Annotated in this window: 20 protein-coding genes and 2 riboswitches; of the genes, 10 read left to right on the top strand and 10 right to left on the bottom strand. The window is 54.8% G+C overall.

Going from position 1 to position 22,138, the window contains the following annotated elements; translation table 11 throughout:
* Positions 1-195 precede the first annotated feature (195 nt).
* Positions 196-257: riboswitch (Fluoride riboswitch) on the top strand.
* Positions 258-328: 71 nt separating this feature from the next.
* Both BLU70_RS10270 and BLU70_RS10265 read left to right on the top strand, forming a co-directional pair.
* Entirely contained in the window at positions 329-739 is a 411-nt protein-coding gene (locus tag BLU70_RS10270; RefSeq protein WP_074693401.1) for a fluoride efflux transporter FluC, read from the top strand.
* A complete protein-coding gene (locus tag BLU70_RS10265) occupies positions 736-1,095 on the top strand; it encodes a fluoride efflux transporter FluC (protein WP_100218609.1) in 360 nt (119 codons plus the stop codon). The genes BLU70_RS10270 and BLU70_RS10265 overlap by 4 nt, the downstream gene beginning before the upstream one ends.
* A gap of 490 nt (positions 1,096-1,585) precedes the next feature.
* On the opposite strand, the gene BLU70_RS10260 is transcribed toward BLU70_RS10265, so the two are convergent.
* The 6 genes from BLU70_RS10260 to BLU70_RS10235 all read right to left on the bottom strand — a co-directional run bounded on the left by BLU70_RS10260 (position 1,586) and on the right by BLU70_RS10235 (position 7,938).
* A complete protein-coding gene (locus BLU70_RS10260) occupies positions 1,586-2,251 on the bottom strand; it encodes a TerC family protein (RefSeq protein ID WP_074693400.1) in 666 nt (221 codons plus the stop codon).
* Positions 2,252-2,308: 57 nt separating this feature from the next.
* Positions 2,309-2,375: riboswitch (Fluoride riboswitch) on the bottom strand.
* A gap of 25 nt (positions 2,376-2,400) precedes the next feature.
* Positions 2,401-2,874, bottom strand: coding sequence for a GtrA family protein (locus BLU70_RS10255; RefSeq protein WP_040289085.1), 474 nt, complete (start codon positions 2,872-2,874; stop codon positions 2,401-2,403).
* 98 nt (positions 2,875-2,972) lie between these two features.
* Positions 2,973-4,274, bottom strand: a complete 1,302-nt coding sequence (locus tag BLU70_RS10250; RefSeq protein WP_157785453.1) for a hypothetical protein — start codon at positions 4,272-4,274, stop codon at positions 2,973-2,975.
* 74 nt (positions 4,275-4,348) lie between these two features.
* Positions 4,349-5,476 (bottom strand): 5-methyltetrahydropteroyltriglutamate--homocysteine S-methyltransferase, encoded by a 1,128-nt coding sequence (locus BLU70_RS10245; RefSeq protein WP_074693399.1) that lies wholly within the window; start codon positions 5,474-5,476, stop codon positions 4,349-4,351.
* Between the two features lie 156 nt (positions 5,477-5,632).
* Entirely contained in the window at positions 5,633-6,280 is a 648-nt protein-coding gene (locus BLU70_RS10240; protein ID WP_074693398.1) for an HlyD family secretion protein, read from the bottom strand.
* On the bottom strand, positions 6,277-7,938 hold the full coding sequence (locus BLU70_RS10235) for an MFS transporter (protein WP_074693397.1): 1,662 nt from the start codon (positions 7,936-7,938) through the stop codon (positions 6,277-6,279). Before BLU70_RS10235 ends, BLU70_RS10240 begins: the two co-directional genes overlap by 4 nt.
* Positions 7,939-8,117: 179 nt before the next feature.
* Between BLU70_RS10235 and BLU70_RS10230 the strand changes: the two genes are divergently transcribed.
* The 3 genes from BLU70_RS10230 (at position 8,118) to BLU70_RS14625 (ending at position 11,110) form a co-directional block, all read left to right on the top strand.
* Positions 8,118-9,023: a LysR family transcriptional regulator gene (locus BLU70_RS10230; protein WP_074693396.1), complete on the top strand. Its 906-nt coding sequence runs from the start codon at positions 8,118-8,120 to the stop codon at positions 9,021-9,023.
* A 214-nt stretch (positions 9,024-9,237) separates the two neighbouring features.
* Positions 9,238-10,863, top strand: coding sequence for a S53 family peptidase (locus BLU70_RS10225; RefSeq protein WP_244885180.1), 1,626 nt, complete (start codon positions 9,238-9,240; stop codon positions 10,861-10,863).
* Positions 10,864-10,936: 73 nt separating this feature from the next.
* On the top strand, positions 10,937-11,110 hold the full coding sequence (locus tag BLU70_RS14625) for a hypothetical protein (protein ID WP_176780883.1): 174 nt from the start codon (positions 10,937-10,939) through the stop codon (positions 11,108-11,110).
* Between the two features lie 145 nt (positions 11,111-11,255).
* Here the strand turns inward: BLU70_RS14625 and BLU70_RS10220 are convergent, their stop codons facing one another.
* From BLU70_RS10220 to BLU70_RS10210, 3 genes are all read right to left on the bottom strand, one after another.
* Entirely contained in the window at positions 11,256-12,797 is a 1,542-nt protein-coding gene (locus BLU70_RS10220) for a carboxylesterase/lipase family protein (protein ID WP_074693395.1), read from the bottom strand.
* A 132-nt stretch (positions 12,798-12,929) separates the two neighbouring features.
* Positions 12,930-13,178, bottom strand: coding sequence for a hypothetical protein (locus BLU70_RS10215; protein WP_176780882.1), 249 nt, complete (start codon positions 13,176-13,178; stop codon positions 12,930-12,932).
* A 28-nt stretch (positions 13,179-13,206) separates the two neighbouring features.
* Positions 13,207-13,809: a polysaccharide deacetylase family protein gene (locus BLU70_RS10210; RefSeq protein WP_074693394.1), complete on the bottom strand. Its 603-nt coding sequence runs from the start codon at positions 13,807-13,809 to the stop codon at positions 13,207-13,209.
* 133 nt (positions 13,810-13,942) lie between these two features.
* Between BLU70_RS10210 and BLU70_RS10205 the strand changes: the two genes are divergently transcribed.
* Entirely contained in the window at positions 13,943-16,069 is a 2,127-nt protein-coding gene (locus BLU70_RS10205) for a beta propeller repeat protein (RefSeq protein ID WP_074693393.1), read from the top strand.
* Here BLU70_RS10205 and BLU70_RS10200 read toward each other — a convergent pair.
* Positions 16,062-17,288: an MFS transporter gene (locus BLU70_RS10200; protein WP_074693392.1), complete on the bottom strand. Its 1,227-nt coding sequence runs from the start codon at positions 17,286-17,288 to the stop codon at positions 16,062-16,064. The genes BLU70_RS10205 and BLU70_RS10200 overlap by 8 nt on opposite strands.
* A gap of 158 nt (positions 17,289-17,446) precedes the next feature.
* Here BLU70_RS10200 and BLU70_RS10195 point away from each other — a divergent pair, with 158 nt between their 5' ends.
* The 4 genes from BLU70_RS10195 (at position 17,447) to BLU70_RS10180 (ending at position 22,123) form a co-directional block, all read left to right on the top strand.
* Positions 17,447-18,595, top strand: a complete 1,149-nt coding sequence (locus BLU70_RS10195) for a glycoside hydrolase family 18 protein (RefSeq protein WP_074693391.1) — start codon at positions 17,447-17,449, stop codon at positions 18,593-18,595.
* A gap of 378 nt (positions 18,596-18,973) precedes the next feature.
* The gene (locus tag BLU70_RS10190; protein ID WP_006447908.1) at positions 18,974-20,053 is read left to right on the top strand and encodes a sugar ABC transporter substrate-binding protein; all 1,080 of its coding nucleotides are present in this window, start codon (positions 18,974-18,976) and stop codon (positions 20,051-20,053) included.
* A gap of 14 nt (positions 20,054-20,067) precedes the next feature.
* Positions 20,068-20,916 (top strand): ATP-binding cassette domain-containing protein, encoded by an 849-nt coding sequence (locus tag BLU70_RS10185; protein WP_237716500.1) that lies wholly within the window; start codon positions 20,068-20,070, stop codon positions 20,914-20,916.
* 1 nt (position 20,917) lies between these two features.
* Positions 20,918-22,123, top strand: coding sequence for a sugar ABC transporter permease (locus BLU70_RS10180; protein ID WP_074693390.1), 1,206 nt, complete (start codon positions 20,918-20,920; stop codon positions 22,121-22,123).
* Positions 22,124-22,138: the final 15 nt, after the last annotated feature.

Genomic DNA, 22,138 nt, shown 5'->3' with positions numbered 1-22,138 from the left:
ATTGGCCCCCGGGGCGTTGTTTGACACGCGGCCATCACGCGCCAAGAGAAACAATAGGGCTTCGCAAAATGCGCCTAGCCGCATACGATATATCAGTACCGCGTAAGCGAAATGGCCTCTGCATATCGAACATGGCGCAGCATCATGCGCCATGACAATCTTGGCAGACAAGACAGTTCCCCAGTATAATGAGCCTAATCAAGTGGTGATGGGGCTCACCAAAACCGCCCGCGAGGGATGATGGCTCCTGCAACGTACCGATTGCACTGCAATCGGTACGTTGCAGGGGCCTTTTTCGCGTGCGGAAGAACTTTGGGGGGAGATTCGCATGCAGGAATGGAAGCGGATGGCCGCGGTCTTTCTGGGCGGTGCCATCGGGGGTCTACTACGCGCGCTGATCAGTGAAGGTATGGGGGGCTGGGGGAAGTTCCCTATTGATGTATTGCTCATTAATATCACCGGCTCGTTTTTGCTAGGCGTCATTCAGCACACAGCGTTCAGACGCATAAGGCCTGATTGGCTAGTCGTGGGACTTGGTACAGGCGTCATGGGCGGATTCACCACATTTTCCACCTTTGCCAAAGGTAGTTTACCTTTGTTCAGTCAAGCACCCGTCCTTGCGTTCACCTATATACTGGCAACCGGGCTTTGCGGCCCAGCTGCGGCCTTTGGTGGACAGTGGCTGATGGCTACTCTGACGCAAGCGACGAAACGGCCGACCGAGGAGGTATCCGCGTGATTGGCACGACGCTCTGGTTGACCACCTGCGGGTCGGCATTCGGTGCTCTTGCACGGTATGAAGTGGGTAGGCTGGTTGGGGGTTACGCCCGATCCGCCTTCCCGTGGGGGACTTGGCTGATCAATATGTTGGGAACTGCGCTGTTTGGCATTTTCGCCGGTCTCTTTGCGGTGACTGCACCTTCCTTGTTTATCGTGCTTGGCGCAGGCTTCTGTGGAGGGTTCACAACGTTTTCCGCACTCTCAGTGGACACCATCGCATTGTTTCGCACAAATCGCATGCTTTCCCTCGTCTATCTCGTCAGTTCACTCGGGCTGGGTCTCGTCGTTGCCTGGCTCGTGCAACTTTGGCTGTAGCCTGGTGGGGCGCCTGTCCCTCGCCATCACATGGTTCCTGCCGTAATGTAACCATGTGAGGAACGGAGGGGCAGCGATGCAATGGGGCATGTGGCTCGCAAGTGCGTTGATTGGAGCCGGATCCAATGCAGAGACGGCATTCGGGTGGCCACGGCGCAGTTGGGTGGACATGGTGTTTGCCGTGAGTTCCGCGGGCTGTCTCTGGCTTGGCGGCATCAGTGCGCTGCATGCCGGGGTGTCCTTGCCCTCCGCTCTCGCGCACGCGATCGGAATCTGCACACTTAGTATCGTAGGTGGTTGGTTGTTTGGGCACCGTCTCTTGGTTTCGGCATCAGACATGCGAGCCGTAGCGAACACTGCATTTGCGGGCCGCATGGCTGCTTGGCTCGCGCAGTGTCTAGCCAGCCTTTGCATGGGTCTTGGGGCCGGATTGAGCCATCTTCCTATCGATGTCGCGGCCATTGTCGCCGCACTTGCTGGGATATGCACATTAATGCGCCCGCGACTTTCCCTTTCCCGCAATCGCTCGCAGCAACAAACCCATTCCCAAAATGACGAGCGTGACGATACATTGTAGCGTCGTTGGTGGTATGTCTTCCAGGCTGTCGATCGCGCTTTTCACGACCGGCAATTGGACAATGAGCGAGGCAGCCGCCCACGCCATCATCGCGGCCCCCAGAGGTAGGATCCAAGTCTGGCGCTCCATTTGTTTGGCCAGGAAGAGCGAGACGGCTACAAACACCGGAATGCTTGCCAAGGACCAGGCGATGAGCCACAGGCGATTGCCTTGCAACGTTGATCCCAACCAGATGATGTTGTCCAAATTGCCGATAAAAGTTAAACTGAACAACCGACAGATGGGCCAGATGAGGAGATGGGGTGAGCGCCCGGCACCGCCATTTGGAGCCGTCGTGAGGAGTCGCACCGCCATCCAGGCGAGAAGTAGCGACGATAGAACTTGGAACTCGATATGGTGCATCAATTTATCGACACTGGCGGCGGCTAGGATTTGCGCGATCGCGAGGAGACAACCGACGGCACCAATCACTCGCTTTCTTGCTCGATTCAGGGACGATGGCATGAGGATCCCTGCGAGTAAGGCATTGTCGACAGCCGTAATAATGACCACTAGCAAAATCTTAAAGAAAGGCGCCATAATGTCTCTCCCGTCCCAATCGGTTGATGAGCAAGAAGCCCCTACCCGCATGCCGAAACACGGGTAGGGGCTATCAGTCCACGTCAGGTGGACGGTTCTGGTGAGCTCCATCACCAACAAATTGTAGTACTAGCTTATGCGCCGAGGGCTTAATCATTCCTTGTGGGTTTGACAGGCAGCGGACGGTGGCGACGGAAGACAAACATGTGCATAAGGAAATAGGAAAGTGACGATGAAATAAACATCGCACCTCCTTTAGCCATGTTGCTGCTCACGATATACGGAAGGTTGCGGTGTGTCACCAAGTAGTCGTTGGCGAATACCAAAATGCCATCGTTCATGCCGATATTCAGTATGGACTGTAAGATAAACTTCAACTTTTCCCGAAAGTTCCCCTTCGCGACGTCCGCAAACGTCCAAAAGCGGTTCCAAATGTAACTGTTGACGATGGCCGCGACAACGCCAACGGTATTATACACGGTGAGCCACCATGACGATCGCGTCGGGAAAAAGATCAACAAGACGTTCAACGCGCCGAGATCGACAGCCGCGTTCATCAAGCCGACCAGCAGAAATTTGCAGTAACGCCGTACGTAGCGGCGAAAAACACGCAGTTTGTGCACAGACTCTGACCCCTATCATCCGCGACCTTCGCGGTCTGTCTGTGTACAGTATATATGGATCGCACGGCGTCGGCATGTCGGTTTGTGAAGGTAAGCGTTCACAAAGCATCCTGCCCTGGCGTTTCTTGCAGTCCTACCCGGGCCAGAGCAAAGGCGCCGTGTGACCAAAGAATTTGTTCAACCTGTCGGGCTACATCCTCCTCACACTCGATAACGACCACGATTTCCGTTGGTAGCGAAGGCGTGCGGCGCTTTCGGCGATTGAATATCCATTTGACGAAAAGGCCAATCGCGAAGCCGATGGCGAACCCGCCGAGCCCCCATATGACCGGGCCGAGAGGCAAGATAAAACCGTAGACAGTACCAAGAAAGCACCCGGAGGCGGCGGCGAGCGACGCCAAGTCAAAATATGCCCGCTGGTCTGCGTGATTTGCCGTGTCGGCACGCGGTCCGTCGGAACGGCGGACAAGTGGCACAGCCAATACGGATTCTGGACCCAGGTGGAGCTGCTGCAGCTTGGAAAGGGCTACTTCAAGTTGCAGGGAATGATCAAACGAAGCGACAAATCGCATAGGCTTCGCATCACCTTTGTTGTGAAGTGGAAACGCCCAATTCTTTTGGTAATGTGAAGTGAGAAACACGGATTGCTCGCGGTCAAACAGTTTGTTGCGCTCGACTGTGATGACGTACGCGTAGTATGCCGGAAAACTGAACATCGAGGGTATAAAAAGCGTCCACTCCGGATTGAGAACCCGAACGGCCATCTGTTGTTGCCCTGTTGTCAGATACGCAATGCTGGTGAGAATATTCGACTTGACGATAATGGTCGTCCACCAAGCGATTTCAAAAAATGCAGTCAAGACGCGATGTGTGTAAATGGCTCCCACACCGGGGGCCAAAAGCGACCACAGCCAGCCGACAACGGGGTTTTTCTTGGCTAAGTAGTTCCACTCAATTTGGCGGATCGACATGGCGAGCGGAGGGGCGGCACCTTGTCCGATGTCAGTCAGGAGATTGGCATCTTTGGCAATTAGATAGCTGTGATGCGCAGCAAATGAGAAAATGGGTCCATATGTAAATAGAAGAAAGCCGATTTGTTCATGGCTTAACACCTGTTTGGCTGCGGTAAAGTGTCCTGTGAATGTGTCGAGAATGGCGACGTTGAAGTGTGTTTCGACGTTGACGGCCACTTCCCACGCAAACAAGATCCAACCCAGTAAGTATTGGCCGAGTAACAAATGGCCAAACCCCGGCATGAACCAAGACCAGGCGACGGCCACCCAAGGCCGAGTCCGGTGAATGAGATTAAGGTGTAATGCACCAAGAAAAGCGATACGTCTGCGCCCGAGATCGTGTACATGCATGTAACTAGAATACTCATGGATTGGAAAAATATACATGATGCGCAACCGCCGGGTTGAACGGTTGCGCACACCGTTGACACTTTGATGCCGTGATCTGGGTCTCGCTTGTGTTAACCCCAGACTTCCCGCGAAATCTCGACCACGTGTGCCAGCTTTGCCCACTGTTCATCTTCGGTAAGCAAGTTGCCTTCTTCTGTGGAAGCGAAGCCGCACTGTGGACTTAAACACAATTGTTCAAGAGGGACAAATTTACTCGCTTCTTCAATGCGCCGTTTGACCTCGTCTTTGCTTTCCAATTGCCCAGTTTTACTCGTGATGAGACCTAATACGATTTGCAAAGACTTGCGCTCGACAAAGCGGAGCGGTTCAAAGCCGCCGGCGCGATCGCTGTCGTACTCAAGGAAAAAGCCGTCGATGTCGAGCCGTTGGAACAGCGTCTCAGCCACCGGTTCATAACCGCCGGAGGAAATCCAGGTGGAACGAAAGTTACCACGGCAAATATGCATCGTGATCGCCAAGTCGGATGGCCGGCCTTGTACTGCGGCGTTGATGGTCTGTGCGTACTTGTCCTCCAAACGCTGAGGGTCCCACCCTTTGGCGACGATTTGCGCGCGTTGCTCGTCGGAACACAGGTACGCCCATGCGGTGTCATCGAGTTGCAGGTAACGGCAACCGGCGTCGTAAAACGCCTGAATCGCTTGTTTGTACGCAAGGCCGAGATCGGCAAAAAATTGGTCCTCATCCGGATATGCCTGCGGATCGATCTCGCCCCGGAAGTGAAGCATGCTCGGGCTCGGAATCGTCATTTTGGCAGGATGGTCGCCGGCGACCGACTGCAAAAATCGGAAGTGATCCAGCATAGGATGTTGGCTAAAGCCGAGCTTGCCGACGACGCGGATTGCACGCGGGCGGGTGGTGACTGTGTGAAACTGAATGCCGCCCACCTGCGGCTCATATCCTTGCACGCCATCGAGGTGCTCCAAAAAGTCGAAGTGCCACCAGGAGCGGCGTAGTTCGCCATCGGTCACGGCAGTTAGGCCAATTTCTTTTTGCTTGGCTACGAGGCGCGTGATTTCTTCGTCCTCAATTGCACGCAATGCCACTTCGTCAAGCTGGCCCTGCAAGCGCTTTTGTCGTGCTTCTTTCACGCGCTCTGGGCGCAGCAGGCTGCCGACTTGATCAGCACGGAAAGGCGGGCGTACACGCCCTTGTAGATTCGTCTCTTGCACACTCATCATCCTCTAACTCGACCTGGCTCGTCCGGCCGTAATCGGGAGCATTCGCCGTAAGGCGCTCCGCTATGAGCATCGTAACACAATCCAATATAAAAAGGGCCGACGAGCCATTTGTGCAAGCGGCCCGTGCAGCCCTGATCCCGATCGGTCCTAGTTTGATCAACGGTGGATGCGCACACGCACGTTCATGCCTGGTGCCAGGCCCTGCGTGCCCGACTGCAGCTGAATTTCCACCGGAATTACCTGTGTCACCTTGGTATAGTCTGCATTGGTGTTGGATGATGGCAGTGGCGACAAGGTGGCTGCAGTGGTGTAGTCAATTTGTTTGATGACGCCGTTGTAAGTCGTCCCCGGATAGGCGTCGACATAGACATCGACATTTTGGCCGACTTCGACATGCCGGATGTCTGTCTCTTTAATATTGGCAATCACATACAGATCGTTCAGGTTATAGGCGTACGCAAGAGGTTCACCAGCCGAGACGTACTCGTTTTTGACCGCCAAATTGTCGACAATTGTCGACGAACTCGGATCTGGAATATTCATGTTGACCTCGCCTTTACCTGTGGGAACGGCCAGCGTGCCAACGGTCGATCCGCTGCTGAACGTGGAGCCGACACTGCCATTCCACGCCGTCAGCTGGCCCGCCGCCGGTGCGGCAATCACGATTTGTTGCCCACTCACTTGGGCATCGTCCGTTTTAATATACGTCGAGGACTGATTATAGAAGTAATATCCGACAAAACCTGCGATTACAAGAACAAGTAGGATGACAACTTGCAAAGCGACCATCCGTCGCATGTTCATGCGTGTGTACCTCCTTCATTGGAAATTACGGCGTGGTGACGCGTCGGTGCCGGCAAGGATTCGCCCATATGTTGCGGTGCGGTGAGCGGTTTCTGGCGTTGTACAAGGGCGCGGCCTTTGCCCGTTGCGGCCATTCCGATGGAAGAGGCCAGCATCATACAGCCGACGATGAACATGATGGTAAATAAGCCGTGCAGTGCACTGAGTAGCGACGCCTGCTGCGCATTGGTTAACACCGAGGTCATTGCAAGTTGCTGTGCCTGCGCCTGTGGTGTGCCGCCTGCCATAAGACGCTGCGTGATGGAGGCCAACTGTGCGCTGACAAGCGGATCGGCCAGACTGATGTGAGAACGCAGTTGCTCGTATTGAATCGCGCTGTCTTTGGTCAGGAACCATGCAATGAACGGGGCGATGAGCGCGCCAAGCAGATTGCGGTGAAAGTGTAGAAACCCGGAACGCCAACGCGCTTCGTGAATATCGCCCGCGAGTGCTGTACCGAGTGCCCCTGCGATGAGAACGAGGCCGATACAGGTCGCTGCAGCTGCAAACTCAAAAGCAAGCATGGTATACGACACATGACCCGATGCGTTGTGCCACTTCCAGGCCACTAACATGACGACGAACGAGCCAGCGATACCGAGTGCGCCTGCGTCGACGCGATCGTACAGAAACACCGAGATGAGGGCGACGATCACGACACCGCAGACAAACCAGACGGCAAAATGAACGATGTCTGTAAAGGAGGCTCCTTTGATGGCGCGCAAAAACTCGATGCCACCGATGAGGGCAAGGATTAGGCCGACGTGACTAATGACCGCCATCAGGAAGCCAAAAATCTGTTTGGGCATGCGCACCGACCGGTAGTGGACGAGTGGCGCCTTCGAGTGCAACTCGATGAAAACGAAAGTTGCAAACAGCGCCGCTGCCAAAACAAAGAGTGGCCATACCCACAGCGATCCGATGCCCATGTTTTTGAGATGAATCAGCGGGAACAGGGTCACCGTGACGGTTGCCGCAAGGACGATGGCACCCCAGATATCGAATGGCTGATGATGTTCATGCACGTGTTCGCTAGGCAGAGCGATGAGCCCAACGATCAAGCAGAAAATCGGTGCGATGCCACATAGCACGAAAAGCCAGCGCCATGCGTCCGCGCTGATGGTCAACGCCCCAAAGAGCGTACCGAATGCAGAAGCCCCGAAAAGGCCGCCTATAGCGAGCAATAGGAACCAATTGCGAATGGCATTCGGGAACGACATAAGGCTTACTGGCAGAATGGTTAAGAACAAGGATCCGGCGCTCAAACCCTGTAACAGGCGGCCGATGACCAGCGTCCACATCGTGGGTGAAATGGCGGCAATGATGCTGCCAAGTAAGAACATGAGCACCAGGGATATATACGCGTGCCGTAGACCGAACTTCCTGGTCAACACGGGACCCACCGGAACGCATGCAGCAAAGGCCAAATTGGACAAGGTCGACGGCACGGTCAGCGCATTTGCGCCAGAGGCAAACGTATTTTGGATAAGGCCCTGGTTTACAATAAACGACACGTTTAATACGTACTGTGGGCCAAAGGCGAACATAGTCAGTAAACAAATCGCCACAAGCCGCCAACCATGAATTCCGCCGGAACCCGTTGCTGGGGATTGGTTCATACCAAACCTCCTCTCGATGCAATCAAATTGTTGGCTTTGAAAAAGTGGGGAAATCGAGTAGTACCCATGAGGCATCAAGTGCAGGGATTATTGTATCTTTTTGTTTATATAGTGTAAAATATATGCTGGACTATTTAAGTATAGATTTTGATAAATGATTGGGGAACAGAGGGATTTGGGTGGAACTTTTGCAATTAGAGTATTTCCAAACGGTAGCTCGTTTACAGCACATGACAAAGGCCGCCGAGGAGCTTCAAATCGCACAACCATCACTGAGCAAGACGATATCCCGGCTCGAGGAGGATTTGGGGGTTCCGCTGTTTGACCGCACCGGGCGTCAGATCCGCTTGAATGCATATGGCGAGGCCTTTTTGGCGCGCGTTCAACGCGCGTTTGTGGAACTGAATGAAGGCAAGCGCGAAATTCGCGATCTCGCTCGGCTCAACGAAGACATTGTCACACTTGCCGTCTCGACGCCAAGAATTCTGCCAGGGTTGCTCGGTGCGTTTCTGGCTAGCCATCCAGACGTCCGTTTTCGCCAGTTTTTTGAATCGGCACCCGAGATGAAGCGCCAGATTGAAAATGGAGAAGTCGACTTTTGTATTTCTTCCGCGGCCATTGAGGGCATCGATATCGAGTGGAGGCCATTACTAACGGAGGAGATATTCCTTATCGTTCCTTCCAATCACCCGTTGGCGGTACGTGAATCCATCCGTCTTGCGGAGGTCAAGGATGAACCTTTCATCAGTATGAATGCAGGCTATGAATTTCGCGAATTGACGGATCGGCTCTGTCGCGAGGCTGGATTTGTCCCGCATATTCACTTTGCTGGTGACGAACCCGACGTGATTGCAGGACTCGTGCAACAAGGTCTTGGCGTCGCATTCGTTCCGGCGCTCACTTGGCTAGAGTGGCCGCGACGCGCCTCGCACCGGTTGCGCATCGAAGAACCTGCTTGCCAGCGCCAGTTAGGTATTGCTTGGTCGGAGCGACGCTACTTCTCGACAGCAGCCGAGCGATTCCGTGTCTTCGCATTTGCATACTTCCGAGATGTTGCCAAACGACTAGTTCGCGAGTTTGGGTGAATAAGCGCGATAGAAGAGTTGAGATTAGACAAGATTTTACAAGGTCTGGTACAACCATCCATGGTTAGGGCGGAAACCCCGCCCTGCGTCGCCATGGGCAACCGCCAACTCCAGTGTCGGCTTTTACATCCGCATATTGTTCCTATCTAACTGTGAAACCCCCTCCTATACTTCGTTGTATAGAAGTTGACATAAGATTGGGGGCGGGGGCAGTATGCAGATTTCTGTTCGGGTGCTGGCAGCGACAACAGCATGCTTGCTGACCGGCGGGGTTCCGCTTGTCGCCATGGCGGCGACAGCGCCGATGGCGAAGCGCGCTGTCGTGGCAAATGTGGAGCCACAGGCGAAGCACGGTGCCAGGAACGTCGGGGAACTCGCAGGAAACGCGCCCATGCATGTGGCGATTGGCCTGAAGTTGCGAAATCAAGCGGCCTTGCAACAATTGATTGGCGAACTTTATAATCCATCATCCAAGCAGTACGGCCATTATTTGACGCCGCAACAATTTCGGCAGGAATTTGCGCCTTCTGCAAGCGAAGTGGAAGCTGTCAGTACCTACTTGCGCCAGTACGGGCTTAAGGTGCAATCTGACTCCCACAATAACTTGGTGCTCGATGTTAAAGGAACGGCTATGCAGATGGAACACGCCTTTTCGATTCGCGAGCATCAGTACCAAGAAGGAAGCCTCGACTTTTATGCACCCTCGCAGGTGGGGACGCTCCCAGCTTCGATTGCACAATATGTGTCTGGCGTTGTTGGACTGGGCGAGGAGCCTATGACCGGGCATCTGACCATGACGAAGCGGTCAGCGTCGGCAACAGGCGGGTACACGCCGGCGCAGATTCAAACAGCTTACGATTACAAGCCACTCTATTCGTCGTGGGCTGGAAGAGGACAAACCATCGCCATCGTGACCTCTGGGTCTGTCAATGTGTCAGATGTCGACGCGTTTGACAGCGCCTTTGGGTTGCCCAATCCGCTCATTCGCCAGCGTGTGATTGACGGGACAAGCACGGCGCCAGGTGATGAGACGACGCTTGACTGCGAGTGGTCGCATGCCATCGCACCCACGGCCTCGCTCGCGGTTTACGAAGCCGCGACGCCCGATGCGGCAGCATTCATTGATGCGTTTAATCAGGTGGCAAGCGACGATGGAGCCCATGTTGTGACGACGAGTTGGGGGGCGCCTGAGTCGCAGACGCCGAGCTCCACCATCGACGCGGAGCACAGTATATTTGAAGAGATGGCCGCACAAGGACAAAGTGTGTTTGCAGCGGCGGGCGACAGCGGTAGCAGTGACGGTCTTGCGGGTAACCATGTCGATTATCCATCGTCTGACCCCTACGTGACGGCGTGCGGAGGGACGACACTGGATGCCGCAAGCGATGGTGAACGATTGAGTGAGAGCGCGTGGACGGATGGTGGCGGTGGACAAAGCGCCATCTTTGGTCAACCGTCGTGGCAGTATGGCCCGGGCGTTCCCGTAACAGGGGCGCGGCAGACTGCCGATATTGCACTCAACGCGAATCCCGCGACGGGTTACGATTTTTATTATGAAGGCACTTGGGAAATCGCAGGCGGCACCAGTTTTGTCGCTCCCGAAATGGCTGCGACGTTTGCGCTTATTGACCAATCCCGTGCGCTGAAAGGCAAACCGCCTGTTGGTCTCGCGGATATAGGTATCTATGCCATGGCGCGCAATGCATCGTATAGGAACTTTGCTTTCCACGATGTTACGTCCGGCAACAATGGCGCATATGCGGCTGGTGTAGGATATGATCATCCAACAGGCTGGGGATCGATTGACGCGTATTACTTTGTTCATGGCTTAAACGGGTGAGTGCTATCGCTTCAAGCTGATTTTGAGTTAGTCTGCATAGTATCATAACAAAATCAAGCAGGGAGGCGAGTTCATGAGTTTGCATAAACATTGGGAAGTGGAGTCGATTTGCCCACGCTGTGAAAAGGTCAATGTTGTTCAAGTGCCAGAAGGTGAACATGTGGTTCGCGTTCATTGTACGCACTGCGAACACGGGTATGATTATACTCATATTGTAAAGGAATTTACCGAGGTTGAAGACGACTAAGATAAAGTAGCCGACTGATTGTGGTGATGATCCGGAAATCAGTGATGATGCAGAACAAGTGAACCGCCGTTAAAGAAATCGCCCCGGATTAGAGGATTCTCCCGGGGCTTTTTAGCATGGCGTGTCTGATCATGCGGCGGCATCTTCAGTCCGGAAGGCCCGGCCATTGGCCGACGGCAGCGAGCAGTTCTCTTTCGAAGAAATAAGCATCCGGCCGGAATTCGGCCCCGCCCTGAAAGTGAATTGCACCACACGGGTTGTCTTCGGTGGAGGGGTACGGCAGCCTTCCATGTTTGAGAAACTCGATCCATGTTCCGTGCATAGCATCCGCGAGTGGTTGTGAGGGATTGGGACCCAGTACTTTGGCGACGTTTGGTGCGTCGAGCTGGTTAAAGAAATAGGGCAGGTCGAGACAATGGAACGATCCCTGGGCATTCGCGGCCAGCTCGGCGAAATCGTACAGCCAAGTCCGCGTTCCTGCTCCTGCACGATTGCGCAACTCTGCAAAGCGAGCAATCTCATTGCGGAACATGAAACTGGTCATGAACTGTCCTAATGCACGTTCCTCGCCAATCCGCCATGTATCGTGGGCAAAGCGCTCGATGGCAGCATCGGCCACGCCGTGGCGAGCGAGTATCTCGCAAATTTCATCAAGGCCAGGAGCATCCGCTGGCGAAGGGAATGAAAACTCATTGCGCGTACTGCCGATGATGATAGGAATGTGAGCGATCCGCTGTTGAGTTGTTGGATGATCGAGAGAATGCACCAGTACGTCTCCGTCTAGCACCGGACGGAACGCCAGGCCTGTCGCCCGATCTAATCCCGTCCGCATGGCTGTCAAGAGTTCATCGACAGAAGACGCTGTGGGACTGCCCGGCAGGTGATTCCATTCTCGTTCGACATCCAGGATACGCTCGTGAGGAATGGTGCGCCACGCGTCAATGGTCGGTGCGATGCCAAGATGTGCCGAAAGGCCTCGTCCGACTTCGGCCACGTCGTTGGCCGTTGGCCAGCCAAAGGCACTAGAAACGGCTATCGCCGATTGGAACAGTCCTTCCGCCTTCGGTGAGGCCAGAAGCGACAACACGGAACCTCCCCCAGCCGATTGGCCAGCAATCGTGACGCGATCAGGATCGCCCCCGAATTCGCGAATGTTGTCTTTGACCCAACGGAGCGCGGCGATTTGATCCAACAACCCGCGGTTCAATGGTGCGCCTTCCATCCAGCCGAATCCATCAAAGCCGAGGCGGTACGACAGCGTGACAAAAACGACCCCATGATGATTAAAAGAGCGGCCGTTATACCATGGCGAAGCGGGTGATCCAGCGAAGTAGCCGCCGCCGTGAATCCACACCAAGACAGGGAGTTTTGCGAGACGATCACGCGGGGCAGGTGTGAACACATTCAGATTCAAGATGTCATCTCCGGGTATGGACGGCTCGGGGATCGTCGTGACATCGCCAAATGGCCGCCGCTGAGGTGTCGGCCCATATTCGGCGGTTGTTCGGATGCCCTCCCATGGCTCGGGGGGATGCGGTGGCAAAAAACGTAGCTGACCAACGGGCGGAGCCGCGTAAGGGATGCCAAGGTACGCGGCAGAACCGCCGTCCTGCCATATACCTTGAATTTTTCCATAGCGTGTCGAGACGACGGGTGCGTCAGCCACGCGGTTCAAGTTAACGTTCATCGGAGAAATCTCCTTTCGCAGTCATACAGGCGGCTTGCCCGCGAAATTGCCCTTCCTGCGCTTGTCGCAGACGCTCAATCACTTGTTGGATCGCGCGTGTTATACCGCCCAACGGTTAAAAGCCATTTGTGCTCACAACAGTACGTACCGTTGATGCGGTTGACTTGCCAGTGCGGATGCAGTTGGAAAGCAAGTTGCCGACTTGCTTTCCAACTGCGTTGCTCCCCCTTCTTGCATCCTTACGCCGTGTGGACCGTCTGTCAGGGTCAGCGAAGGTATGTCGTGCTTTGCGATATCCTGCATGCGCCAGAAGTCTTGGCCCGACAACAACGAGGTCTTTTCTTTAAGCGTCATGCGGTTAATCAGGTCCTGGTGTTTCACAGTTTCCCGCTTATTCTTGAGAGGTTAGTCACGATTTCGACATAAAAGGGACCCAGTCGTAACCCATCGCGACAGCCACCTCGATGATATACGGCAACGCCGCAGGCGTGCCTTCCGCGTGCTCGCCCGCATGCTGGAGCACAATGGCACCCGGCTTTAGGTGCGGAAGCACATTGGCTGCCACCGTCGGTCCAGGAATGCCCGACCAGTCGACGGAATCGACGTCCCACAGGACGGGTTGATAGCCTAGCTCGCGCGCGATCCGCTCGACGCGCTCGTCCATATCGCCGTATGGCGGACGGAACAAGTGCGGTCGCTTGCCAATTGTGGCTTCAATTTGATTGGCTGCGTCGGTCAGTTGTTTACGAATTTCGTCATTAGGCAACTCGGTCAGATGCGGATGTGTCATCGTGTGGTTGCCAATGGCATGCCCGGCAGCATCAATGGCGCGCAGTACGTCGGGGTAGCGCGCCACTTGTTCACCGATGCAAAAAAAGACGGCGGGAACGCCATAATGTCGAAGGGTTTCGAGAATTTGCGGCGTATATTCGGCGTCTGGCCCGTCGTCAAACGTGATCGTCAAGGTACCAACACGGGCCGGTGTTTGTTGGCGTGTACGGCTGTTGTCCATATGCCATTTCCCCTTTACGGATAGTCGACATCCACAACTCTGCAAATGTTTCCTTGTCAGCACTCCATGTCACATGGTCGCCACTCGCTTCGTCAACTGAGATGACAACATGGTAGAGTGAGGAGAATGACCAATGACCAGACGGACATGGATGTGGGCTGCCGCAGTGACGACCGCATTTGCCTTGGTTGGCTGTGATACTCATGTTAACGGCAATGCCACGGCCGTGGCGAGCGTCACTCCTTTCAAGCATACCGCGCAGACTACGAAACAGGAAGCGGTTTCAGTCATCAACGATCGTCCACTGGCTTTTGTCGGCAAGCCGGGCATCACGAGTACGTCGGCAACGAGCATTGCCGTTCCCGTGTTTACGGGGGCTGGCGTCGGGCATGCGGCGGTCAACGGGCAAATCATCGTCACGCGAAACGGCGGATCGACTTGGGCAAAGGCTGGAACTATCGATGGACAAGTGCAGTCCTTGGCATTCACAAATGCGAGCGACGGCGTTGCGCTGACCCGGAGTGCTCAGCCCGTCGCGCCGGCGGTTGACGCACGTCAGCGCGTGACAGATGCCATCTATCGAACCACGGATGGTGGGCGGCATTGGGCGCGTACATGGACGGTGACACGAGTGATGGGAGAGTCCATGCTTGCGCAGGACTGGCAAGTCAAACTGTTTGCGCAAAGCGGTTACGCGTTGGTCGATGGATACCTTTTGCACACGGTAGACGGAGGAGCGACGTGGAGGCAGATGGAGACGCCTGGCCAACCCATTGCTTTCAGCGCACCGAAAGCCAGTGAGTTGTGGTTGTCCACCACGACGGCACCGGTAACGGCGGACGGCGAAGTCAACAAAGGCGTGATCGAACTGTTGCACTCGACTGATGGCGGTGCGCATTGGAGTGTGGCCGTGCGGACGGCACCCATGCGCGCGTGGGAAGCGGCCGTGCAATTTGATCCGAACGCGGAAAACTACGGCTTATTTCTCGTCAAAGATCTCGATTCGTGGACGACCACCGCGTACTGGACGCTTAATGGCGGTAAGGCGTGGAAACATGCACAGCCAAATGCGTATATGGGACGCATTTTACAATCGGAACCGACGTTTACAAAATCCGCTGGCGAACTTGCTTTCGTGGCTCTCGATCCGGGGGCGGCGCCGTTTCCAGGTGGTTTGACAGCGTTCAATATGCACTCAGGTGTGATTTCACAGGTGGCACAGCTCCCTGACTGGCGTGAGGCGAGGTTGACGAGCGGACCCAAGGGTTCCATGTTTGCAGCCGTGTCGCTGACGAACGGTGGCATGGATTTGTACCGTAGTAGCGATGGCGGGAAGACGTGGAACGTTGTATATCCAGCCGACGAGCCGAACGTCGCTGTGCAGTTTGTCACACCTAATGAGGGCATAGGTATCGGCTCAGACGATCTCGCTGGCTATATCTATACGACAGACGATGGCGGTCATTCCTGGCGTACCGTTCGTATCATGAATGGCATGTTCCCGACCGCAATTGCGTACGCAAATGCCAGTACGGTCTACGTGGCTGCGGTAGAACAAGTGAATAACGGGCAAGGACAGTTGCACCTCTTGGTGAGCCATGATGGCGGGAAGACGTGGACGGATTTAGGGGCTTCGCAATTGCCGGCGAGCGCGTCGAAACAACTTTCTGTCGCGAACGTACAAACTGCCCTCGCGGTGTCCGGTGATCACTTCGCATTGACGCTTGTGACTGCATATCCATCTGTGACGTTGCAATCGCCCAACGGCATCGATTGGACGCAAATCGCAACAGAGAGCAGTCCGTTAGGGATCGCTACGGCGGCATATGAAAACCCCGGGACGTTGTGGAGTTCCTCGGTCGAACAGCTGCAGCGCCCCACGAAATTACAGCCTGGGGTTTACCAAACGACGCTTACATGGACGTCTGAATCGCACGTCGAACGGCATGTTTCACTGCCGAAGGGGTATGCCGCCCTTGGTATGGATTGGTCCGGGGAGAACGGTTGGGTGTTGGCGGCGAGATCGCCATTTGAGGTGAATCAAGGGATGGCGTTGTTTGTCACGCACGACGGCGGGCGTACGTGGAGCCATTGGCAAACGCGGAGCGAGGATGAATCTGTCCCGCAACCGCTCAACTTGTACCCGTCCGGAGCCGTCTATGGCTTGTCATTTGTTAACTTGGCGGACGGGTACTTGCTGACAGCAAACGGACTGCTTGCGACCACCGACGGCGGTCACACCTGGCGGTATGTCAATTGATCAGATCGCGAGGATCGTGCGATGGCATGAGGGCCTTCGGTGCGACGGCGAGAAAACCCAGGATGCCAAGGATAAGCAAGATGCTACTGGCTGCGCAGACACCGCCCCAGTGCCAATTGTCAAAGACGAACGATCCAATGAACGATCCGAGCGCACCACCCAGAAAGTATGTGACCATGTACACCGTGTTGAGGCGGTTGCGTGCCGCGTCTGAGAGGCTATAGATGCGCGCTTGATTTGAAACCTGTGTCGCTTGAACACCAAGATCCATGATGATCACACCGATCATTAAGCCGATGAGATGTTGGCGAAACAACCAGAGAATCAGGAACGACAGCAGTGTGACACAAGTAGCCAAGCGCGCAGTGTACTTCGCAGGAATGCGCGCCGTGATCGATCCAGCGGCAGGGGCGATGAACGCTCCTGCTGCGCCCGCGAGGCCAAACAAGCCGGCTACATCAGCCCCCAGGTGAAACTGCGGGCCTGCCAAATAGAGTGACAGGACGGTCCAGAACACGCTGAAGCCGCCGAATGACATTGCGCCCAGGAGCGACGCGTCGCGTAAATCGGGCAATTCCCTAATCAACGTGAACAGCGATTTCAGGAGTGTCCCGTAAGGTGTTTGCGTCGCCGCCGGGAGGCCAGGTAGAAGCCAGCGCAGGGTGACCGTGAGAAGTACCATGATGACGGCGGCGATCAAATACATCGCCCGCCAGCCGAATTCCGATCCGATAAAACCTGATAGTGTCCGCGCCAGCAAGATGCCAATGAGCAGACCGCTCATGACGGTGCCGACCACTTTGCCACGTTCCGCTGGAGCTGCTAAGTGGGCTGCGAACGGTACAATCATCTGGGGCACCACGGTCGTGATACCTACAGCAAGGCTGGCCGCGTATAGCCACCATAGATCCTGTGCTACTGCTAGAAACACGAGGGCAATAGCCGCCGCGATCGACATACGAACGATGAGCCGCCGCCGTTCGTGGCTGTCGCCCAGTGGGACAAAGAAGAACAAGCCGCACGCATAGCCCACCTGTGTCAAAGTGGCAGATATCCCCACCTGCCACGATGTGGCATGAAACGACACGCGCATGTCATTGAGGAGAGGCTGGCCGTAATATAAATTTGCGACGGCAAGGCCAGCGGCAATTGCCATGACGAGGATTAAACGCTTCGACAAAACGGGTTTGCTCTGCTCGACTGCTTGCTCCGGCTGCATATGTGACTCCTCTCTCACTCGTAAATCTCCACATGCACAACAGATTCCATCATACATGGGAAGCGTCGCGATGCCAAAAGGCATGGGCGTCCGCCCAGCCCAACGATATGTGCAAGGAATAGGCTGGTGTCGAGGAATGAGAACAGGAGGCCTGTATGATGTTGATTCACGTCGTGGAGCGGGGGGATACCCTCTGGCAGCTGGGGCGTATGTATGGCGTCTCGCCAGAAGCGATTGCCGCTAGCAACGGCATTGCCAATCCGAATGAACTCGTTGTCGGCCAATCTCTCGTCATCCCCACAAATGTGGGAAATGCTACACCTGCGATAAGGCGCAGTCTGGAAACGAATGCGTATTTTGTTCAGTCTGGGACAGCCGCTGTGCAGGAGGTCTCAAGCTTGGCACCTGTGTTAACGTACTTGTCGCCTTTTAGCTACCAGGCACAACAGGACGGCTCTATCTCGATGCAACTGGACGACACCAGTCTGTTGCAAGCGGCGCGATCGCAAGGTGTAACGCCATTGCTGGTTTTGACCAATTGGCAGGGCAATATGTTTAGCTCTGACGTTGCACATACCATCCTCACCTCCGATGTCTTGCAAAACACGTTAATTGAAAACGTGCTACAAACCATGGGGGCGAAGGGGTACCGGGGACTGAATATCGATTTTGAGTACGTGTACCCACAGGATCGGACGCTATACAACCAATTTTTGCAGATGGTGGTTGACCGCTTGCATCGCGAGGGCCTTCTTGTGTCGAGCGCTTTGGCGCCTAAAATATCTGCGACACAGCAGGGCCTTTTGTACGAAGCACACGATTACCCTGTGCACGGACGGCTGTGTGACTTTGTCGTGCTGATGACGTATGAGTGGGGCTGGATTGGCGGTCCGCCAATGGCGGTTTCGCCCATCGATCAAATTCGGCAAGTGCTCAACTACGCGATCACGGCTATTCCACCGGCCAAAATCCTAATGGGCGTTTCGGTGTACGGGTACGATTGGAAACTACCTTACGTCAGTGGAACGCGCGCGGAGACCTTGACGCCTTTGCAAGCGGTCGAACGCGCGGCAGCTCATCAAGTTTCGATTCTGTATGATGCCAACGCCCAGGCACCGTATTATATGTACAAAGCGCAGGACCAAGCAGAGCACATCGTTTGGTTTGAGGACGCACGCAGTTTTCAAGCGAAACTCGACTTGGTTGGTGAATACAACTTGAGAGGGATTAGCTTCTGGCCATACCCAACTGATTTCCCGCAGGTCCCCATGCTTTTGGCCAACCGCTTCAGGGTGGTCAAGCGCTGATTCAACCGTTCTGTGAAATCATGTAAAGGCCCGGTCCGATGCTTTGGAGCGGGCTTTTTGAATGTCGATAGAAGGCGGGTGGCAAGTGTGATAGAGAACGTGTGCTCCTGAGTGCATATTCAGAAGACGGTTTAGCATAAAAAATATGGCTTATCAAATCAGTGCGCTTAGTTTTTCTCGTTGACAAACAATTCGGTATTTGGTAAGCATATCTCAAGACCTCATAGATTCGGCAACATGGTGAATTTTCTGGATGACAGGGGGGAGCTGGTTACGGCACGCGTTGTGACCGAGGACGCGTATTTTTGGCAGGGCTCAGGAAAGCGCTTTCCTTAGTGCTTATGACTCGTTTTGAATCTTATGAGGGGGATATCAAGAATGGGAAAAAAAACGTGGGGTATTCGTGCGAGTATCGCGAGCGCTGTCCTGGCAGCCAGTAGCTGCGGCGTCGGGCTCGCTTGGTCGACGTCGGCACAAGCGGCGAGCAGCGCTGCACCGAAAGTGAAAATTGCATTTCTGATGCCGGAAACGACAAGTTCACCACGTTGGGAGTACGATGATAGGCCCGACTTTATCGCAGAAATGAAAAAACTAGACCCGAATGCACAAATCATATACAACAACGCCCAAGGGTCTGAGTCCACACAGTTGCAACAGGTGGAGAGCGCTATCACAAACGGGGCGCAATTGCTTGTTGTGGCGCCTGTGAATGGCTATGCCGCATCGACCATCGTGACGGAAGCGAGTCGGGCGAAGGTTCCAGTGATTTCGTATGACCGCCTGATTATGAATGCGAAAGTTCAATATTACGTATCGTTCAACAATGTCGAAGTCGGTCGGTTGCAAGGCGAGTATATTGCCCAGCACACGAAAAAAGGCGGCACGGTTGTCATGCTCGATGGTGCGCCGACAGACCCGAACGCAAAGCAGTTTGCAGAGGGAGCTCACCAAGTGCTCGATCCGCTATTTAAATCAGGGAAACTGAAATTGGGCTATGAGCAATATACGCAAAACTGGGATTCGGCAACCGCACAGACCGAGATGGAGCAGGCTTTAACAAAGCTGAACAACAAAGTCAACGGCGTTCTGGCGGCCAACGACAACCTCGCGGGTGCGGCGATTCAGGCTCTGACCCAACAGCACATCAAAGGGATTCCTGTGACGGGGCAAGATGCGACAGACGCTGGGCTGCATCGCATTTACTACGACGGTACGCAGTCGATGACCGTTTATAAACCAATTAAGGAAGAGGCAAAAGCGGCCGCTGATCTCGCTTACGACATCCTTACCGGCAAGAAGGCGACTGGCCTTGTGAATGGTTCGACCGCGAACGGGGCTGCGAAAATTCCTTCCGTTTTGTTGACGCCGATCATGGTCACGAAGGCGAACGTGGCCAGCACGGTCATCAAAGACGGTTATACCACTTGGGCTCATATTAAAAATCCAGCACAACAATAATTGGTGTTTGCCCATTGTATAGACTTGGGGAGCGGTGGCTCCCCGGTCGTCTTGGCGAGATGAAGTGGGGGATATTTGTGACCGAGCTAGGTCATGCAAACCATTGCGTCCTCGAGGTTCGGGGGCTGCGCAAGCGATTCGGTGCCGTGCAAGCACTGGACGGCGTCACGTTCTCTGTTGCGGCTGGCGAAATCGTCGCCCTTGTCGGGGATAACGGGGCAGGAAAGTCGACGACCATCAAGATGATTGCTGGCGTCGAGCAGCCTGACGAAGGTGACATTCTATTTGAGGGCGAGCCCGTACGTTTAAACAGCCCGGCCATTGCGGAGAAACTGGGCATTCAGACGGTTTATCAGGACTTGGCGCTTTGCGATAACTTGGATATTGTGTCCAACCTGTTTCTTGGGCGTGAATTGCGTCGCACGTTGATTCCAGGGTTGGTGCGCGTTTTGGATCGGAACGAGATGGAACGTCGAGCTATGCCGGTTCTGAATGAGTTAGGGATTCGCCTGCCTCCCCTTGACACACAGGTGGCTTCTCTCTCGGGAGGGCAGCGGCAGACGGTTGCTGTCGCAAGATCGGTACTGTGGGGATCCAAACTGGTCATGCTCGATGAACCGACGGCAGCACTTGGCGTCGTTCAGCAGCGCGCAGTGTTGGAGCTAATTCAGCGCCTCGCGCAAAGTGGAAAGGCCGTGATGGTCATCTCCCACAATATGAACGACGTGTTTAAAATTGCGGATCGGATCGTTGTACTGCGCTTGGGGCGTACAGTGGCTGCGTTTGAACGTGGAAACGTGACGCCTGAACAGGTGGTTGCCGCCATTACAGGCGCATCGGCAGTGGAGGAGGTGACTTCCTGATATGACGGCGAATATTGGCCAGGCAGGAAATCCGAGGGTACCGACTGTACGCGAGCGTTCTCTGATGAGCCGCCTGCTGGGTGGAGAATTTCAGCAATTACCCGTGTTCCTATCGCTCGTTCTTATTTGGATTGTCTTTGAAATTTTAAATCCCCAGTTTATAACCAGTCGTAATCTTTCCAACCTAGTCCTACAAATGGCAGAATACGGACTACTTGCGATTGGTGAAACGTTGATTTTGCTACTTGGCGAGATCGATTTGTCGATCGCGGCGGTGAGCGCCGTCGGTGGAGCCATTCTAGCTGAGTTGGCGGCGAACAACGTCAACCCGTACGTAGCTATTCTTGCTGGCGCCGCAAGTGGTGCCATCATCGGTTTGTTTCAGGGATTTTGGGTCACCATTTTGCGCGTGCCTTCATTTATCGTGACCTTGGCCGGATCGCTTGGGTATCTGGGACTACTCTTCGTGCTGATTGGCCAGGAAGGCACAGTTCCCATCATGAGCAACACCATCAATGCCATTGCAGGCAATTACTTGCCCGCTTGGTTGAGTTGGTTGCTTGTTGCGATTTCCATCGCACTTGTCATATGGAGCGTTTGGCGAGATAAAGCGGCCAGACGAAGCATGGGGTTGCCCGTCAAGTCGTCATCGGCCATGTGGGTGCGCGTGGTGGCGAGCGTGATCGTCATGATTGTGGTGACGGTGGTGCTCAACGCGTATCAAGGAGTGCCCATCGCCGGATTGATCTTGATCGTCTTCGTCGCTGGATTTGCTTGGATGTCGCAAAGTACGACGTTTGGTAGGCACATTTATGCTTTAGGTGGCAATGAAGAAGCGGCACGTCGCGCGGGCATCAACGTGAAAGGCGTGAAGATTGCTGTCTTCACTTTAGCCGGATTGCTTGCAGCGGTCGGAGGTATCGTTGGCGCATCGCGCTTGGGGGCGGCGTCAACAGCGGCTGGTGGCAGCGATTTGCTGATGGACTCCATCGCTGCGGCGGTCATTGGCGGTACGAGTTTGTTCGGCGGCCGCGGGAGCATTTGGAATGCGTTGGCTGGTGCTTTGGTCATCGGGAGTATCGAAAACGGAATGGCCCTGCTGGATGCAGGAACGAGCACAAAGTACCTCGTGGAAGGTGCCATTCTGCTGTTGGCCGTCACCTTTGACACATTCACGCGGATGCGGAGGCAAAAGCTAGGCAAGTGAACATTAGGCAATGCA

It is taken from the genome of Alicyclobacillus hesperidum, from assembly GCF_900107035.1.
GTDB lineage: Bacteria > Bacillota > Bacilli > Alicyclobacillales > Alicyclobacillaceae > Alicyclobacillus > Alicyclobacillus hesperidum.
This window is presented reverse-complemented; position numbering and strand designations above follow the sequence as displayed.

Bases quoted from the DNA above. Each gene is read 5' to 3' on its own strand.
- BLU70_RS10270 (WP_074693401.1), top strand. From the start codon at position 329: ATGCAGGAATGGAAGCGGATGGCCGCGGTCTTTCTGGGCGGTGCCATC.
- BLU70_RS10260 (WP_074693400.1), bottom strand. From the start codon at position 2,251: ATGGCGCCTTTCTTTAAGATTTTGCTAGTGGTCATTATTACGGCTGTC.
- BLU70_RS10250 (WP_157785453.1), bottom strand. From the start codon at position 4,274: ATGTATATTTTTCCAATCCATGAGTATTCTAGTTACATGCATGTACAC.
- BLU70_RS10245 (WP_074693399.1), bottom strand. From the start codon at position 5,476: ATGATGAGTGTGCAAGAGACGAATCTACAAGGGCGTGTACGCCCGCCT.
- BLU70_RS10240 (WP_074693398.1), bottom strand. From the start codon at position 6,280: ATGAACATGCGACGGATGGTCGCTTTGCAAGTTGTCATCCTACTTGTT.
- BLU70_RS10235 (WP_074693397.1), bottom strand. From the start codon at position 7,938: ATGAACCAATCCCCAGCAACGGGTTCCGGCGGAATTCATGGTTGGCGG.
- BLU70_RS10225 (WP_244885180.1), top strand. From the start codon at position 9,238: ATGCAGATTTCTGTTCGGGTGCTGGCAGCGACAACAGCATGCTTGCTG.
- BLU70_RS14625 (WP_176780883.1), top strand. From the start codon at position 10,937: ATGAGTTTGCATAAACATTGGGAAGTGGAGTCGATTTGCCCACGCTGT.
- BLU70_RS10220 (WP_074693395.1), bottom strand. From the start codon at position 12,797: ATGAACGTTAACTTGAACCGCGTGGCTGACGCACCCGTCGTCTCGACA.
- BLU70_RS10210 (WP_074693394.1), bottom strand. From the start codon at position 13,809: ATGGACAACAGCCGTACACGCCAACAAACACCGGCCCGTGTTGGTACC.
- BLU70_RS10205 (WP_074693393.1), top strand. From the start codon at position 13,943: ATGACCAGACGGACATGGATGTGGGCTGCCGCAGTGACGACCGCATTT.
- BLU70_RS10200 (WP_074693392.1), bottom strand. From the start codon at position 17,288: ATGCAGCCGGAGCAAGCAGTCGAGCAGAGCAAACCCGTTTTGTCGAAG.
- BLU70_RS10195 (WP_074693391.1), top strand. From the start codon at position 17,447: ATGTTGATTCACGTCGTGGAGCGGGGGGATACCCTCTGGCAGCTGGGG.
- BLU70_RS10190 (WP_006447908.1), top strand. From the start codon at position 18,974: ATGGGAAAAAAAACGTGGGGTATTCGTGCGAGTATCGCGAGCGCTGTC.
- BLU70_RS10180 (WP_074693390.1), top strand. From the start codon at position 20,918: ATGACGGCGAATATTGGCCAGGCAGGAAATCCGAGGGTACCGACTGTA.